Origin of the sequence: Conexibacter sp. CPCC 206217 (assembly GCF_030646165.1) — a bacterium.
Lineage (GTDB): Bacteria > Actinomycetota > Thermoleophilia > Solirubrobacterales > Solirubrobacteraceae > Conexibacter.
The window spans coordinates 101,062-118,238 of the sequence record NZ_JAUTDO010000009.1; the positions used below are offsets into that span (position 1 = coordinate 101,062).

Sequence of the window (17,177 nt, forward strand, 5' to 3'; positions counted from 1 at the left end):
CCGGCCCCCTCAGGCCCTCCGGTCCCGGCTCAGCAGCCGGTACGCCTTCAGCCCGAGCCCGAGCCGTTCGCGGTGCTCGCCGTCGGCCGGGTCCATCTCGGTCAGCTCGCGGATCCGGTCGAGCCGGTACGCGACCGTGTGGCGGTGGGCGTAGATCCGCGCCGCCGTCGCGTTCATGTTGCCGTTCAGCTCGAGATACGTCTCCAGCGTCGAGACGAGATCGGTGCGGTGGTGCTCGTCGTAGCGCACCAGTACCGCCACGGTGCTCTCGTACAGCGCGCTGACCTCGCCGGGGTGTGTCGCCAGCAGCCGGAACAGCAGCCGGTACGTGCCGCCCATCACCCTGTCGACGTCGACCGGCGTGTCGGACAGCCCGATCACGTCGAGCACGAACTCGGCCTCCTCGAGCGCCTGGCCGAGCTCGCCGACGGACGTGTGATGGCGCGAGACGCCGGCGACCCCGTACGGCCGCAGCCGTTCGACCAGGTCGCGCATGCGGTCCAGCGACGACTGCTCGCCGTCGAGCGGCAGCAGCGCGATCACGCGCTCGCCCGTCTCCTCCACGAGCGCCCCGTTCAGCTCCTGCGAGATCAGCGCCCGCGCGACCCTCGCGCGACCGGGCTGCGGCTGCATGCAGAGCGCGATCGCCCCCGCGGAGAGGTCGCAGCCGAGCCGTGCCGCGCGCTGCGCGAGCAGCTGCGGATCGGGCACGTCGTCGCCGCGCAGCTGCTCCAGCAGCGAACCGTGCAGGTCCTGCTCGATCGACGCGCGCAGCTCGATCGCCGCGATCCGCGTCAGCGTCGCCGCCGCCGCGACGTGGAGGAACTCGACCGCGGTGCTGCGACGGGCGCAGTCGGCCTCGCCGGCGAGCATCAGGACCGCGCCGAGCAGCTCGCCGCGGCGCACGATCGGCGCGTCCGCCAGCACGTCGGCGGGGACCTGCGCGGGCCGGCCGCGCATGCGATCGCTGACGTGCCTGATGAGCGCCGCGACGACCGCGCTGTCGGACCGGGGCGCGACGTGCACGATCTGCAGGTGCGGCACGACGATCGCCACGGGGGCGCCGACGGCCGCGGCGGTCAACGCGGCGACGCGGTCGAGGTCGTGGTCCCACAGCACCGCGTCGAGCGCGTCGGCGTGGAAATCGCGCAGCGCGGTCGTCGGCTGCGGTGGGTCGCCAAGGGCGGTGAGCCGGCGAGCGGGCGTCGTTTGGAGAGTCATTGCACCAGCTGGGGAGGCAAGGGGACAGCGCGCGGGGCCTGCGCGAGGGGCGGCGGCGGGTGCTGTGCATCCTCGATGAGGATTCACACCCGATCCATATCCGGATGTCCAAATCGCTGCTGGGATCGTTTGTTCGGCGCGCTTGCGCTTGCGGTAAACGCGCCCACTTCCGGTCCGCCGATCGACTGCGCGACCCTGCGTCAGGCGTCTGCTGGCGGCCGCGGCACGAGCAGCAGCGAGCACGGCGCGCCGCGCAGCAGCTCCTCAGCCGTCGAGCCGACGACGACGTGCGCGAGCGCCCCGCGTTGACGCGACCCGATCACGAGCAGATCGGCGCAGGCGGCCGCAGCGGCCAGCTGCTCTGGCGGATCGCCGACGCGCAGCTCGCCGGTCGGGCGGTCGACCGCGAGCGCCTCGTCGAGGATCCGCTGCGCCAGCTCGCGCCGCTGCGCGACGACCTCGTCCCAGCCGGCCAGCTCGACGACCTCGCCGAGCGGCGCGCGTCGCAGCGGGAGCGACTCGTCGGCGACGGAGACGACGTGCAGGGCGGCGCCGCAGCGGTGCGCGAGCGTTCGCGCGGTCGCGAGTGCGTCGGCCGCCTCGGGCGAGCCGTCGACGCCGACGACGATCCGCCGCAGCGCGAACGGCTGCGGCTCGTCGGGCGCGTGCAGGCCGCGCGCGGCGAGCGCTATCGCGCACGGCGCGCCGTTGAGGACCTGGCGCGCGGTGCGGCCGGCGAACGCCTCGCCCTCGCGCGCGCGTCGCGAGGAGCCGAGCACGACGACCGCCGTCGGCTCGCGCGCGGCCAGCTCATGCAGCGCGCGCGGCGCCGAGCGGGCGTTGAGGAACTGCGCCTGCGCGGTCGGCGCGCATTCCGTTCTCAGCAGCGCGACGGCGTCGTCGAGCTGCTCGCGCGCGGCCGCCTGCGCGTCACGATGCAGCCGCTCCCCGATCGACGCGCGCGGCTCGATCGCGACGGCCGCGAGCAGGAGCGGAGCGGGGGAGGCCGCGTCCGCGCCGGGCGCAGCGCCTGCGCCCGCGCCGGCCGCGCCGGCCTGGGCGGCACCGCCTGGGCTCGCGCCCGCGCCGCTCGGCGACCCACCGCACAACGCCGCGGCCAGCACCGCCGCGTCACGCGACGCCGGGGCCGCGTCGACGCCTGCGAGGACGGTCATCGGTGGCAGTGGCGATTGCGATCCGGTCACGGGACCTGGCAAGCTACCGGGAATGGAGGCGAGGATCTCGAATGAGTTCGACGCGGGCTTCACCTGGCTCGTCGACGAGCCGATGGCGCGCGCCTCGCACGCGCTCGTCGCCGACGGCCGTTACTGGCTCGTCGACCCGGTCGACTGGGAGCCGGCGCTGGAGCGCGCGGCCGCGCTCGGCGAGCCGGCCGGCGTGCTGCAGCTGCTCGATCGTCACGGCCGCGACAGCGCCCGGCTCGCCGAGCGCCTCGGCGTGCCGCTGCTGAAGCTGCCGCGGACGCTGCCCGGCACGCCACTGGAGCCGACGCGCCTGATCGACCACCGCTGGTGGCGCGAGGTCGTGCTGTGGTGGCCGCAGCAGCAGCTGCTGGTCGTGCCCGAGGCGGTCGGCACGGCGCCGGCGATGGCGCTCGGCCGCCCGCTCGGCGTGCACCCGCTGCTGCGCCTGACGCCGCCGTACAGCCTGCGCTGCTTCAAGCCGCGCCACATCCTCGTCGGCCACGGTCCGAGCCTGCACGACGACGCCAACGACGCGCTGGAGCAGTCGCTGGAGCACGCCCGCAGCGACATCCCGCGCGGGATCGCGAAGCTGCCCGGGCTGCTGAAGCGCGGCGGCTGAGCGGCGCCGCAGCCGTCGTCCACCGCGCACCGCCGCACGCCTCTGAAACGCAAAGAGCCCCGCCGAAGCGGGGCTCTCGCACGTCCCATCGAGGGATTTTCCCTACGTCGTCACTTCACCGTCGAGGTGTACGACGTGCTCCCGCTCTTGCCGCCTCTGGAGGCGACCTTCAGCGTCAGCTTGCCGGACTTGCCCTTGAGCGCTCTTCTGGCCTTCGCGCTCAGTCTCACCGAGAGCGTCGCCATCTTGCCTCTCGCGACCTTGCGCGTGATTCTGAGCGTGAACTTCGCTCTGCCGACCTTCAGCGTGCCGGTCGCTCTGATCGTGCCCGTGCCGGTGCCGAGGTAGAGCACCTTCGCGAACGTCACGACGCCTCTTCTGGAGACCTTCGGCGCCTTCATGAAGGTCACGATCGACGCGCCCGCCTGCTTGGCGACGGTCGTCTTCGTCGTGATCGTCGTGAACGAGGCGGTCACCGTCGTGGAGGTCGCCGCGGCGCTCGCGCCGGCCGCGTTGGCGGCCACCACACGGCAGCTGATCGCCGTCAGCACGTCGGCGTCGAGGACCGTGTACGTGGCGCTGGTGGCGCCCGCGATCGGGGTGCCGCCGCGCAGCCACTGGTACGCGTAGCTGGTCGGCGCGCCGCTCCAGCCACCCGGCTGGCATGTCAGCCTGGAGCCGACTCTCGCGCTTCCGGTCACCTTCGGAGCTGCGGTGCTGACGGGCACCGTGGCAACCGGAGGTCTCGTGTCCGGCGGTCTCACCTCGGGCGCCACACCGGCGCCGGTGAGCGCGACGACGAGCGGGTCGCCGCCGCCGAGCGCCGTGTACGGGATCGACAGCGTGCCTGCCGCCGCGCCCTCGACCGTCGGGGCGAAGCGCAGCGTGATCGTGCAGAGCGCTCCGGGCGCGACCGTGCCGCCCGGCGTGCAGGCGCCGCTGCCGGCGACGGTCGAGAAGCCCGTCCCGCTCAGATCGAGCGATCTGAGCGTCAGGGCGTATCTGCCGGTGTTGGTGACGGTGATCGTTCTGTCGACCGTCGATCCCAGCGTGACGGAGCCCGCGTCGAGCAGCGTGGTGTCGACGGCGGCGGCGACGTAGTCGGCGGGCGCGACGACCGTCGCGACGACCGTCTCGACGGTCGTCTGCCCAGCCGAGTCGGTGACGCTCGCGACGAACGTGTGGCTCTCGCCGATCTCCTCGAAGGCAGGTGTGAAGCCTCCGCCGACGAACTCGTAGGGAGCGGTGCTCACGGTGCCGAGCGTTCTGCCGTCCAGCGACAGCTCGACCGATCTGACGCCGAAGTCGTCCGTCGCGCTGACGGTCGGCTCGAACGGCTGGCCGGCGATGATCTTGCCGTCGGCCGGCTCGGCGAGCACGGCGGTCGGTGCGTTGTCGACCGTCGTGCCGGGAGCCGTCGCGAGCGGCGGAGCGCTCGCACGGAACAGCTGGTACTCGATGCTCGGCTGCGAGTTCGCGTCGTTGCCCGACATGCCGTTGCAGAATTGCGGGGATCCTCTGACGAGGACGTTCGCGCTGGCGCCGCCGACGATCGGGCCGACGCTGCAGCCCCAGTAGGACTCCGTCGTGCCGCTCACGATCGGCAGCGTGAAAGCCGGCGCGCCGAGGCGGACGTCGGTGTTGGCGGCGTTGGCGTTGAACATGCCGTAGCCGTTGCCGGTGAACGAGCTGTAGTCGAGTCTGAACGCGCGCTCGCTGGGGTTGGACGGATCGACGCCGGTGTCGGCGTCGGTCAGCAGCAGGCCGACCGATCTGCGCGGATCGGGCGTGAAGTCGTTGTCCGAGATTCTGGTGCCGATCACGGCGCCGCGCTGGCCGGAGTGGTACTCGATGCCGGTCTGCGGGATCAGCGTGCTGTCACCGCTGCCCTGCACGGTGCTGTTTCTGACGTAGCCGTACTGGACGATGCCGGAGCGCTGCAACGTCGTCGGGTCGCCATCGGGACCACGCGAGTCGTCGAACAGGATGCCGCCGGACTGGTAGCCGGTCACGAGGCTGTTCTCGATCGAGACCTCGCGATGCGGGCCGGCCTCGGCGCCCTGGAAGTGGTTCGTCATGACGACGCCCCAGCCATGGGGTCTCGCCGCCAGCTCGACCGAATCGGTCGCCCGCAGCAACGGGCCGACGACCGAGTTTCTGATCGCGCCGTTGGCGTTGAAGAAGGCGACGCCGGCCTCGGCGTATGTCGTCGGCGCGTCGATCGTGACGCCGGAGATGTCGACGAACATCGTGTTGATGTCAGTCGCATCGCGCGACTGGCGCGAGATCGTGACGACGTTGCCGCCGCCGTCGCGCAGGTACGGGGCCGTGCCCGCGAGGGTGGTCAGCGAGCTTCTCGGCCGGATCGTGACCTTGCTGGCGCCGGTGCCCTTGATCGTCAGCGGCTTCGTGATCGTGAGGCCGTTGAGCGAGCCGGTCGCGGACGGCGAGCCGGTGCCGGAGGCCGGCGTCGACTGCTCTTCGTAGATGCCGTCGCAGACGATGATCGTGTCCCAAGGGGCGGCTTGGTCGACGGCTGCCTGAATCGATCTGAACGCGGCGCTGGGGCATTGGGCCGAGTCGTCGTCGACCGTGAAGGTCGACGCGGACGCGGCCGCCGGCGCCAGCGCGGCTGGGATCGCCACGCAGACGAGCGCTGCCCGGAGCGCATGGCGGAGGGTTCGTTGCGTCATGGAATGGGGGGAACCTCGTGTGGGATCGACAGAGCCACCCTGCGCTTAATCAAAAGAGCATCGGGCGGGGGTGGCGCGGGAGATGTGTCGACGCCCCGGAACGGCGCCGCTCGCCGGCCTTGGCTGAGGGCTCGTTCAACATAAACGACAGAACATCGGATTCCCGTTATCCCTGAGGAACGGAATTCGCAGCTACGGTTTGTCCGCAGGGATAGGTGAGTGTGCAACCACCGCCACTACCATCGTCGGGCCACTGTGCAGCGGATCCCGCTCGGGACCGGCGTCGTGGACCCGATGAGGGTCTGGCCCACGCGCACCGTCCAACCGACGACGAGCGGCGCCGAAGCGCAGGGCATCAGGCTGACGCAATGCAGCTCCGGAACCGCGCGGCGCGCCCACAGCCCCCCGACCGCAGCGACAACTGACTCTCGGAGACCTGGTGAAAAACGCCCAATCCCCCTCGCGGGCGCTCGCAGCATTGCTGCTCGCGAGCATCGCGCTGGTGTTCGCCGCCGCCTCGGCGAGCGCCGCACTGCCCGATCCGATGAATCGCGGCAACTATGCCGTCACGACCCTCGATCCCTTCCTCGGCGGCACCGTCAACCTGCAGGAGGCGAACTCGGCCGGCGGTCCGGTCGCCGGCGCCGCGGCCGCCGCGACGCTGCAGCTGCGCGGATCGCTCTACTACCCGAGCGATCGCACGACGCCGTCGCAGGTGCTCGTGCTCGTGCACGGCAACCACACCAACTGCGACAGCGGCACGTCTCCGCACTGCACGGCGTTCAAGCGCAACGACCGCGGCTACGCGTACCTCGGCGAGAACCTCGCCAGCCACGGCTACACGGTCATCTCGCTGGACCAGGACCAGCTGATGTACTTCCAGGACGGTCAGAGCTCCGGCATGCATCAGCGCCGCCTGCTGATCGCGGCCGCGCTCGACATGCTGACGAAGGCCAACGCGGCCCCGCTGCCCGACGGGCCCAACTCGAACATCGGCGGCCGACTCGTCGGAAGACTCGACATGGACAGAATCGGCCTGATGGGCCATTCGCGCGGCGGTGACGCGGTCTCCAGCTTCATCAACTACAACCGCATGCGCCCCGCGCCGGGCAGACGCTACAACCTGCGCGGCGTGATCGCGCTCGCGCCGGTCGACTACGAGCGCTCGACGCCGTACGGCACGCCGTACCTCGCGATCGAGCCGCTCTGCGACGGCGACGTCTCCAACCTCCAGGGCGCGCGCATGTACGAGCGCGGCCAGTACGCGTTGCCGGGCGACCCGTTCCCGCGCATCCAGATGTCCGTCCACGGCGGCGACCACAACTACTTCAACAGCGTGTGGTTCGTCGACAACGACGACTCGACGTCGGCCGACCCGGCTTGCGGTCCCAGAGACCCGACGAACATCCGTCTCAGCGGCGGCGCCTACGACCTCAACACCCGCGGCTCCGGCGACCCGGCGCTGATGGGCGACCAGGAGAGAATCGGCCTCGCGCTGATGAGCTCGTTCTTCCGCCGCTACGTCGGCGGCGAGGTCGACTTCGATCCGTACGTCACGGGTGAGCTGAGCAACGAGGGCGACGGCAAGCAGCTTCCCGCCAGCGCCTGCCCGACGAGCCCGAGCGGCATCCGGATGGCGTGCAACGAGCGCGTCATGACGAGCTACTTCCCGGGTGCGGCAGAGCGCCGCGACGTGATCTCGCCCGATCCCGACAACCCGCTGACGGTCAGCGCGGTCGGCACGGCGCTGACGTCGAGCGGCTTCGCCAACCCGTACACGGCTGACGGCGGCGTGATCCCGATGCCGGCCGACACCGCGACCGGCCTCGACTGGTGCAATCCGGAGCCGGATCACTTCGCGCCGACGAACCTCAGACTCGGCGGGGCGCTCCCGACGGCGAAGAAGGGGTGCCCGATTCCGGCTGCCGGCGCCCTCGGCGGTCAGACCGCGGCACGTGAGAACGCGCCGGACAACCGCTCCTACGGCCTGCAGCTGGCCGCGGCATGGGACGACCCGGTCGGCAGAACCGGCAGACCGGCCTCGCTCGCGACCCGCATCCCGGCCGCGAGCGGCGACGTCAGCGGCTTCAAGGCGCTCGGCCTCGCGGCCGCCGTCAACTTCTTCGACCCGCGCAATCCCGCACGGATAGGAGACGCGCTCTGGAACCCTGCGACGCTGACGCAGGACTTCTCGATCTCGCTGACGGACGCGGACGGCAACGTCGGCACGGTCGCTGCCGCCGACCATCGCTACGGCAACGCGCTGCAGCCGACGATCGGCAACATCACGGCGCGCGTGCACATCATCCTCAACCAGATCCGCGTCCCGCTCGGCGACTTCGCCGCTCAGGGCGTCGATCTGACCGAGGTGCGCGGACTGGAGCTGAGATTCGGCGAGGCCGGCAAGCCCGTGACGGGCTCGATCGAGCTGTCCGACATCCGCTTCCAGGAGGCGGCGGGCGGCTCGCAGCTGCTGGCCGACGGGCCGAAGGCGACGTCGGTCGCCGGCGTCCAGCCGGTCGACCTGGTCGACGCGTCCCCACGCGCGAGCGTGGCCGACGCCGGTCAGGCCGTCTCGCTGATCCAGCCGGTCGCGACCGCGACGCCGAAGGCGAAGACCTGCACCGACACGGTCAAGCCGGCGGCGCGCATCGCGACCAAGGGCAAGCGCGTCGTGCGCGGCACCGCGTCCGACAAGGGCTGCGGCGCGAAGCTGTCGTCCGTTCAGGTGACGGTCGCCAAGGGCGTCGGCGGCGGCAAGTACCGCTACCTGACGCCGAAGGGCACGCTGACGAAGGCGCTGCCGACCGCGGGCGCTCGCTCGCTGGTCGCGAAGGGGACGTCGAAGTGGACGCTCTCGCTCGGCTCCAGGCTGCCGGCCGGGACGTACCGCGTCGCGGTCCGCGTGCTCGACGCCAGCGGCAACAGCAGCGTCACGACGACGAAGCTGGTCGTGCGCTGATCGCTGCGCGCATGTGACACGAGACCTGGGAGGGCCCCGCTTCGGCGGGGCCCCTTCCGCAACCGAAGGACGCCCGGGGGAGGGCACCAATGAAGCGACGTTTGCTTGCGGTCACGGTCGTTGCGGCCGCGTTCGCATGGGGACCGGCCAGCGCCGGCGCGACCACGACGAGATCGGTCGCGAGCAGTTCGTGCGAGGTCGGCGCGATCTCGATGCTGGTCGGCGACTACAACATGTCGTACGAGAGAACGACGCCGATCTGCGACAGAGCGAGCACCGCCTCGATCGTCGTCGGCGGGCACGAGTACTTCGGACCGGCGACGCCCGGCTACGAGGAGATCGGGATGCGGCTGTCGTTCGGCGCGCTCGCCGCGGCGCTGTCGCCGACCGACACGGTCAGATCGGCCCAGCTGGTCGTCTTCACCGAGGACGGCACCGAGCCGGACGGCCTGCGCGCGGTCGTAGGCGACGACTACGACGGGACCTTCGCCACCGCGATCTCGCTCAGAGCGAGATCGAGCGTCACGTTCGACGTGACGGGCATCGTGGCGGACTGGCAGGCCGATCGCGCTGCCGGCCTCGGCCCGTTCTACATCACGCAGGAGGCCGGTTCGAGCCTGTTGATCGACGGCTGGACGTGGGGCGACAACGAGTTCAACGCCTGCGTGATCAACAGAACGATCGGCTGCCCGGAGGGCGCCTCGACGCTCTCCTCGACGACCAACGCGACCAGCGCCCAGCACCCGTATCTGGAGGTCCTCAGCACTCCATAGCTGCTCAAAGCTCGGCCTTCACCGCACCTTCACCAGTTTGAAGGTGCGGGAGAGGAAGGTTCCGGGTCATGGAACCGTCCATGCACGCGACGCTCGCGCCCTCGGCACCGCTGGGGGCGCGTCCGGCGCTGAACCTGCCGCCCCGCGTCGCGCTCGATCGCTTCCTGCAACGCGGCCCGACGGCGGGGATGCGCGTCGCCGACGACGCGATCCTCGAGGCGACGCTCAGCACGCCGGTGTGGGGCAGCCGCGCCTGGCGCGCGGCGACCGGCCGGCGCTGCAGCCGCCGCGCCGGCGCGCACGACTGCGTCGAGGTCGCGCACGTCAGGACCCACACCGACGGCGGCGGCGAGGTCGTCGTGACGCTGCGCCCGCAGGGCCGCATACGGCTGCTGCTCAAGCTTGCACGACCGACCGGCGCGCGCCTGCACGTGCGCGCCGTCGACAGTGCTGGAAACGTGACGACGCGGACAGCGCAGGTTGCACTGCGCTGACTCCCTCGCCGTGTCGCGCGCCCTCCGCACAGGGGGAACTCCGTGTTGGGGAACGCGGAGCCGCGGAGACAACGGGGCCTCGCCGCACGTGCCGCGGCGAGGCCCCGAACGCTTAAGGAGTCCCACGAGGCACAGAAAACTGGATAGTGTGGGCTGACCGGGGCCGAATTGGGGACGCCTCGCGATCTAGGGGAGAGAGCATGTCCACCGTCATCACCCGCGCGTGCGCGGGCGTCCTGCTGTTACTCGCGCTCGCGCTCGGGGCGAGCGCCGCGCACGCCGACGGACCAGGCGTCGGCACGCCGTGGGTCGCCACGCTCGGCGACTCGTACATCTCGGGGGAGGCCGGCCGCTGGGCCGGGAACACGAACACGTCCGCGTCGAACATCGACGCCGGCGGGGCCAGAGCGTACTTCGACAATGCCACCAGAACCGGCGAGGCGATCGTCCGCTGCCACCGCTCGACGGCTGCCGAAGCGCACATCGGCGGCGGCGTCAACAGCGTCAACCTCGCCTGCTCCGGCGCGCGCACGGCGACGTTCACCGACTCCGACGGCAACTTCAAGCCGGGGCTCGACTTCTACAACTCCGGTGGCAACGAGGGACAGGCGCTGCGGCTGCAGAGATTCGCCGCCGTCAACAACGTCAAGCTCGTCGCGGTCTCGATCGGCGGCAACGACTTCAACTTCGCCTCGATCATCCAGACCTGCCTGACCGACTGGCTGCTGTCGCCGTCGTGGTGGCCGGACTACTGCAACGACGACTCGTCGGTGACCTCGAACTTCACCGCCAGAAACGTCACCGCCGTGACGACCGCGATCACCAACGCGATCCTCAACGTCCGCAGCGCGATGAGAAGCGCCGGCTACGCCGACAACGCCTACACGATCCTCGTGCAGGACTACGAGTCGCCGATTCCCGACGGCTCCGGCTTCCGCTACTCCGAGTCCGGCTACACGCGCCAGAACACGGGCGGCTGCGGCTTCTGGAACGCGGACGCGAACTGGGCCAACGGCACCGCCCTGCCGACGATCTCCAACGCCGTCCACACCGGCGCCAACAACGCCGGCCTCACGAACGTCGCGCACATGTACCTCGGCAGCGCGTTCAACGGCCGGCGGCTGTGCGAGAACACCGTCGGGCTGCTGGAGGAGAGAGGGCTCGCGAACTGGAGAGCGGCCGGCGCGGTCGACAGAACCGAGTGGGTCAACATGATCCGCACGGTTTCGACGATCGGCTCGGACTTCTACATCCAGGAGTCGCTGCATCCGAACTGGTGGGGTGAGCTGGCGCTGCGCAACTGCCTGCGCCAGGCGTACAACGGCGGCGCTCCGAGAGGCGGCACCTGCACCCGCTCGGCGACCGGCCTCAACGGCAGCGGCGAGCCGGTGATGACGCTGAGATAGCGAGCCCGGCGCTGTCCACGCGCGCGGGCGGGGTGCCCGCGCGCGGCTGCGCGCTCAGCGACTCGGCTGGGCACGTGCCGGTGCTCAGCGAATCAGGACCGGCGTGCCGATCGGCGTCCGTTCCCACAGCCGCGCCATGTCCGCGTTGCGGATGCGGACGCAGCCGTGGGACGGACGGCCCGGGATCAGCCACGGCTCGTCGGTGCCGTGCAGGCCGACGACGCCGCCCGCCGGCCACTCCGTCAGTGTCGGCGCGTACGCCGAGGTGCCGAGCGCGCGCGTGCCGTAGACCGGCTGCTGGTCGAAGCGCAGCTTCTCGCGCACCCAGAAGTGCCCGACGGGGGTCGGCGTCGCCGCGGCGCCGACGCCGACCGGCACGCGCAGCAGCGTGCGACCTCTGTCGCGCAGCGTCGCGGTCAGCGTCTTGCGGTCCACGACGATCTGCGTCGTGACGTGGCGCAGCGGGCCGAGCGCGTCGCGCGGGACCCAGCCGACGCGCCCGTTCGGACGGCCGGGGACGCGGATCTTCAGCCAGCGCCCGCCGTCGCCGGGCACCTGCGCCTCGGCGAGCACGAGGTAGACGTTCGGCTGGCCTATCTCCGTCACGATCTGCGTCTGCGCGACCGATCTGGCGTGGACCGACGGCGCGGCGCGGATCGTCGCGACGCGTGCGGGATACGCCCAGAACGACGACGTGCGCTCGTTCGACAGCTGTCTCTCGACCGTCGGGGCGAGGGAGGTCGCCTGCGCGCCCGCGGCGGTGGCGAGGACGAGGAGAACGACCGTCAGCGCTGAGAGAAGCTTCGTGGTTCGGTGGCTCACGAATCGCAAGATACGCGACGCGTGCTGCACGCCGATTGCACAGCTCCCGCAGAGCGCAATGTCCATGCAATGGCACTGCAATCGCGCTCCCTGATCCTGTTGCTCACCACGAACCCGGACTCGTCGCACCGGCGTCGTCCCGTCGAACGGAGTATCAGCGCATGGAAGCCACGCCCACCCCATCAGCTCGTCCAGGTCGCGCCCGTGGGCGCGTCGGTCGCAGAGCCGCCGCGGCGGTCTCGATCCTCGCGCTCGGCGGCCTGCTCGCCGCGACCGGCGAGGCGAACGCGAACGTGACGGCGCTGAGACCGCTCGATCCGCTGCAGGGCTTCACCGTCTTCGCCGAGCACGGCGCGACGGTCAAGGGCAACGAGATAGAGGGCTCGCTCGCCGCCGGCGGCGACCTCACGATCGCGCCCGGCGCGACCTACGGCGTCGGCCTCAACAACGCCGCGCGCTGGACCGCGACCGGCGACACGCGGCCGACCGCGCTCTACGTCGGCGGCAAGGTCGACTGGCAGGGCGGCTGGGTGCACGTCCTCAACAACAACTTCGCGCACATCGTCGACGGCAGCGGCTCCGCGGCCGTCCCCAACGGCGGCGTCACCTACATCAGACCGACCGCCGGCTCCGGGCAGATCGATGTCAACACCTCGCAGCCGACCGGCGCGATCTTCGGCGCCCCCGCGAACGCGATCGACTTCGGCGCGGCGTTCACGACGCTGCGCGCGAGCTCGACCGCGATCGGCGCCTGCGAGGCGAACGTCTCGACGACCAACGCCAACGGGGCGCCGACCGACTGGAGCGGCACGAACCTGAACGTGTACGTCAGAGTCGCCGCCGGCACGACCAACGTCTGGAACCTGACGAAGGACCAGCTGCAGCGGATCGAGACGATCACGTTCAGCAACGGCGTGCCGTCCGACGCCGCGCTGCTGATCAACGTGACCGACTGGACCAGCGGCGCGTGGACCGCGCCGAACTTCTCCGGCATCGGCCTCGACCAGGCGCGGCGGATCTTCATCAACTTCCCGGCCGCCACGTCGCTGGAGCTGGCGTCGGGCGCGCGCACGGTCGAGGGCACGATCTTCGCTCCGGGCGCGTCGGTGACGCTGAACACGAACAGCAACGTCGAGGGCGCGGTCGTCGGCAGCTCGCTGAGCCACACGGGCGGCGGCGAGATCCACGACGCGTACTTCACGCCGACGCTCTCGTGCGTGTCGCCGGAGACGAGAGAGCCCGAGACGAGAGAGCCGGAGACGAGAGAGCCCGAGCAGAGAGAGCCGGAGCAGAGAGAGCCCGAGACGAGACAGCCGGAGCAGAGAGAGCCGGAGACGAGAGAGCCCGAGACGAGACAGCCGGAGCAGAGAGAGCCGGAGCAGAGAGAGCCGGAGCAGAGAGAGCCGGAGACGAGACAGCCGGAGCAGAGAGAGCCGGAGACGAGACAGCCGGAGACGAGAGAGCCCGAGGAGAGAGAGCCCGAGACGAGACAGCCCGAGCAGAGAGAGCCCGAGACGCCGACCACGCCGGAGACGCCGACCACGCCGCAGACGCCCGCGACGCCCGAGGCGACGCCGGCCGCGACGACGCCGACGGCGACCCCCGTCGCCACGCCGACGCCGACGTCGAGAGGCGGGATCAGGGGCGTCGTCAGAAGCGGCGGCCCGGCCAGCCGCCCGAAGGCCTCCGCGCGGATGACCGGCTCGGTCGGCTGCGTCAAGACGACGGCGCACGCAAGCGTCGCCGGCAGACAGCTGCACACGGTCACGTTCCTGCTCAACGGCAAGGTGATGAAGAGAGTCACGCTGCGCGGCAAGAAGCTCGCCGCGATCAAGGTGCCGGCGGGCAACCTCAAGGCCGGCGTCAACACGCTCAGCGCCCGCGTCACGTTCACGCGCGCGAGCGGTGCGAAGGCGAAGACGCTCAGAGTGAGCTTCTCGCGCTGCGCCAAGATCGCCGTCCAGCCCTCCTACACGGGCTGATGCAAGCCTCGTGAGCGTTCGTCTCGCATGGCCGCTCGCGACCGGCCCGGCCCCCGCGTCGCCTTCTCTGCCCTGGCAGAGAAGGCGTGTGTCCGTCAGCATGGGGGACGTGCTGACGGAGGTCGCCCTGTGCGGTGAGGTGCGTGCGCGCGCGCTCGTCGCGCCGCTGCCGAACGGACTCGCGACGCAGCTGTTCGCGTATCTGGTGCTGCACCGGCGCCGCCCCGTGCAGCACTCCGCGCTGATCGACGCGCTGTGGTCGGTCGACCGCCCCCGCGACCCGCGGGCTGTGCTCAGCAGCCTGCTGTCGCGGCTGCGGCGGTCGCTCGGGGCAGAGGCGCTGCCGGTCGGCCAGCTCGTGCAGCTGCTGCTGGATCCGGACGCGCGCGTGGACGTCGAGGAGGCGTCGGGCGCGCTCGTCGCCGCCCGCGCGGCGCTCGACCGGCGCGAGCCCGGGTACGCCTGGGAGCAGGCCGAGCTGACGCGTGAGATCGCCGGGCGCGGCCTGCTGGTCGGCTTCGAAGCGCGCTGGATCGACCCGTGGCGGACCGACGTCGAGTCGACCCACCTCGACGCGCTCGAACTGCTCGCCCGCGCCGGCGCCGCACTCGGCGGCGAGCGTGCCCGCGCCGGCGAACGCGCCGCGCGCCAAGCGATCTCGCGCGCCCCGCTGCGTGAGTCCGCCCACGCCGCGCTGATGGAGGTGCTCGGCACGCTCGACGAGCCGGCCGCCGCCCTGCAGGTCTACGAGGAGCTGCGCCGCAGCCTCGACGCCGAGCTCGGCACCGTCCCCTCGCCGGCGGTGCGCGAGCTGCACCAGCGGTTGCTCGGGGCGTCGTCCGGGATCGAGACGGCGGCTGCTCGATCGAACGGAACCACAGCGTCAGTTGAGCACGCGCCATCGGATGACAGAGCCGAAGAAGCCGCTCCACCGCGCGCCCGTGCGTCGGAGATCGACGACATCCGCTCGACCGCTGCGCGGCTCGACGCGCTCGGCGACGAGCCCGCGCGCCTGGTCGAGCGGGTCGCGGCGCTGGGCGACGTCGCGGCGGTCGAACTGCTCGTGCGGCTGGCCGAGCGCGAGGAGGGGATGGAGCGCCGCGCCGTGCTGGAAGCGCTGCAGCACGCGTGCGACGCCGGCCTGCTGACGCCGACCGCGTCGTGGCTCGGACCGGCGGTCGCCTTCCCGCACCCGCCCGACGCCGCCGCCGTGATCGCCGGCATGCCGCTGACGCGGCCCGGCCAGATCGCCGCCGACGCGCTCGCGCTGCTCGATGCCGACGACGGCGATCGCGTCGCGATCGCACGCCTGGCGCTGCGCGCCGTTCCCGCGCTCGCGCGCGACGAAGCCGTCACGCGCGCCCGCACGGGCGTCGAGCTGCTGCTGCGCGGCCGCGCCTTCGACCAGGCCGCGACGCTCGCCGAGCAGGCGCTCGCCGTCGGGCCGGGCCGCCGCGACCGCGTCGGCCTGCTGCTCGACCTCGGTCGCGCGCTGCGCCGCGACGACCCCGACCGCGCCTGGCGTGCCGCCGTCTCCGCCTACGAGGCCGCCCGCGACCTCGACGACCCGCACCTGCTCGCCCGCGCTGCCCTCGCCGCGGGTGCCTCCGGCCCCGGCGCCGACGTCGCCCACGCCGACCCGGGCCTGGCCCGCCGCCTGCGCGAGGCGCTGGAGCGGGTGGGGGAGGGCAACGGCTCCCGCGCCGCCGATCCTGCTCGCGCCGCCGCTCCCGCCGCTCCCGCTCCCGCCGCCGCTCGCTCGCCCGAGCGCGACCGCTTCCTGCGCGCCCAACTCCTTGCCCGCCTCGCGCTCGACCGCTCCTGGAGCGACCCCGACGAGGCCGAGCTGCTCGCCGCCGAGGCCGGCAGCCTCGCGGGCGACACCGCGAAGCTGCCGTTGCGTGTCGCCGCGCGCGTGACGCTCGCGCGTGCGGGCGCGCGACGCGATCCCTCGGCCACGACGCCGCGGCTCGGCCTCGCGGACCTCGTCGCCGCGCGCGCCCGCGCGGAGGGCGACCGCGCCGTCGAGGTCGCCGCGCTGTTGCAGCGGCTGCCGCTCCTCGGGGAACTGGGCCGCGCCGGCGCGCTCGAGGACGACCTCGACCGGCTCCACGAGCTGGGTCGCGCGCTGGGCGACGCGCGCACGCTGCGCGTCGTCGCGGACGTCCGCACGGTGCAGGAGCTGCTCGCGGGCCGGCCGCTGCCGCCCGGTCCCAGACGGCCGGGCTGGTGCGACGTGCGCGTCGCGATCGCCAACGGCCGCGCCGCCGCGGTGCTCGGCGAGGTCGACGACCTCGTGCGGCTGCAGCCCGCGCTCGACGGCCCGCGCGCGCTCGCCGCGCTCGTGCGTCTGCTGGCGGGCGACCGCGAGGCGGCGCAGAGACGGCTGCGGCGCTGGAACGTCGGTGCGTTCGACCAGGTCGCGCGCAGCGAGGGCACGCAGCTGCACGCCTGGACGGCGCTCGGCTTCGTCGCCGCGCGCCTCGGCGACCGCGAGCGCGCGGCGGAGCTGCACGCGCTGCTGGAGCCGTTCGCCGCGCGTCACGCGGTCGCCCCGGGCACGGTCTACCTCGCGCCGGTCGCGCGCGCGCTCGGCGAGCTGGACGCGGCGCTCGGCCGCCCGGACGCCGCGCGCGCACAGCTCGCGGCCGCCCGCGACGCCGCCGACGAGATCGGTGCGACGGTCGTCGCGGACGCGCTCGCAGCCGAGCTGGATGCGTTCGCGGCTTCGTCCGCCGTCGCTGCAGATGGCGCGAGCGACGTCGACGCGGACGCGAACACCTCGGCGCACGATCCGCTCGCCGCCTCCGCTCCGGCGCCGGCCGCCCCCGGGCGCCGCGCGCTCGACCGTCTCTGAGCGACACTCCATGCAGGCCCTTCCCGGGCGCATGCGCGTTCGGGTGCCACGTGGGTGGACGGCGACGCGAGATGATCTTTTGCCATGCGGCCAAAGACGCTTGACCGGCCGTGGGAGAATCTTGGTACAGCCAACTGATCGTA

General features: G+C 72.3%; 11 protein-coding genes. 7 read left to right on the top strand and 4 right to left on the bottom strand.

The window, feature by feature from the left end; all coding sequences use genetic code 11:
* Nucleotides 1-9: 9 nt before the first annotated feature.
* Both Q7L65_RS22390 and Q7L65_RS22395 read right to left on the bottom strand, forming a co-directional pair.
* On the bottom strand, nt 10-1,221 hold the full coding sequence (locus Q7L65_RS22390) for a CdaR family transcriptional regulator (protein ID WP_304724684.1): 1,212 nt from the start codon (nt 1,219-1,221) through the stop codon (nt 10-12).
* Between the two features lie 200 nt (nt 1,222-1,421).
* Nucleotides 1,422-2,396 carry a universal stress protein gene (locus Q7L65_RS22395; protein ID WP_304724686.1) on the bottom strand — a complete coding sequence of 325 codons (975 nt, stop codon included), beginning with the start codon at nt 2,394-2,396 and terminating at the stop codon, nt 1,422-1,424.
* Between the two features lie 52 nt (nt 2,397-2,448).
* On the opposite strand from Q7L65_RS22395, the gene Q7L65_RS22400 reads away from it, so the two are divergent.
* Nucleotides 2,449-3,045, top strand: coding sequence for a hypothetical protein (locus Q7L65_RS22400; RefSeq protein WP_304724688.1), 597 nt, complete (start codon nt 2,449-2,451; stop codon nt 3,043-3,045).
* 110 nt (nt 3,046-3,155) lie between these two features.
* Here Q7L65_RS22400 and Q7L65_RS22405 read toward each other — a convergent pair whose 3' ends face one another.
* Nucleotides 3,156-5,738 carry a choice-of-anchor D domain-containing protein gene (locus Q7L65_RS22405; RefSeq protein WP_304724689.1) on the bottom strand — a complete coding sequence of 861 codons (2,583 nt, stop codon included), beginning with the start codon at nt 5,736-5,738 and terminating at the stop codon, nt 3,156-3,158.
* A gap of 439 nt (nt 5,739-6,177) precedes the next feature.
* On the opposite strand from Q7L65_RS22405, the gene Q7L65_RS22410 reads away from it, so the two are divergent.
* From Q7L65_RS22410 to Q7L65_RS22425, 4 genes are all read left to right on the top strand, one after another.
* Nucleotides 6,178-8,700 carry an alpha/beta hydrolase gene (locus Q7L65_RS22410; protein ID WP_304724691.1) on the top strand — a complete coding sequence of 841 codons (2,523 nt, stop codon included), beginning with the start codon at nt 6,178-6,180 and terminating at the stop codon, nt 8,698-8,700.
* An 89-nt stretch (nt 8,701-8,789) separates the two neighbouring features.
* Nucleotides 8,790-9,473, top strand: a complete 684-nt coding sequence (locus tag Q7L65_RS22415) for a hypothetical protein (RefSeq protein ID WP_304724693.1) — start codon at nt 8,790-8,792, stop codon at nt 9,471-9,473.
* Nucleotides 9,474-9,541: 68 nt separating this feature from the next.
* The gene (locus Q7L65_RS22420; RefSeq protein ID WP_304724695.1) at nt 9,542-9,967 is read left to right on the top strand and encodes a hypothetical protein; all 426 of its coding nucleotides are present in this window, start codon (nt 9,542-9,544) and stop codon (nt 9,965-9,967) included.
* Nucleotides 9,968-10,167: 200 nt separating this feature from the next.
* The gene (locus Q7L65_RS22425; protein ID WP_304724697.1) at nt 10,168-11,373 is read left to right on the top strand and encodes a hypothetical protein; all 1,206 of its coding nucleotides are present in this window, start codon (nt 10,168-10,170) and stop codon (nt 11,371-11,373) included.
* 84 nt (nt 11,374-11,457) lie between these two features.
* Here Q7L65_RS22425 and Q7L65_RS22430 read toward each other — a convergent pair whose 3' ends face one another.
* Entirely contained in the window at nt 11,458-12,195 is a 738-nt protein-coding gene (locus Q7L65_RS22430) for a L,D-transpeptidase (protein ID WP_304724699.1), read from the bottom strand.
* A gap of 161 nt (nt 12,196-12,356) precedes the next feature.
* On the opposite strand from Q7L65_RS22430, the gene Q7L65_RS22435 reads away from it, so the two are divergent.
* Both Q7L65_RS22435 and Q7L65_RS22440 read left to right on the top strand, forming a co-directional pair.
* The gene (locus Q7L65_RS22435) at nt 12,357-14,177 is read left to right on the top strand and encodes a choice-of-anchor A family protein (protein WP_304724701.1); all 1,821 of its coding nucleotides are present in this window, start codon (nt 12,357-12,359) and stop codon (nt 14,175-14,177) included.
* 88 nt (nt 14,178-14,265) lie between these two features.
* Nucleotides 14,266-17,034 carry a BTAD domain-containing putative transcriptional regulator gene (locus tag Q7L65_RS22440; RefSeq protein WP_304724702.1) on the top strand — a complete coding sequence of 923 codons (2,769 nt, stop codon included), beginning with the start codon at nt 14,266-14,268 and terminating at the stop codon, nt 17,032-17,034.
* Nucleotides 17,035-17,177: the final 143 nt, after the last annotated feature.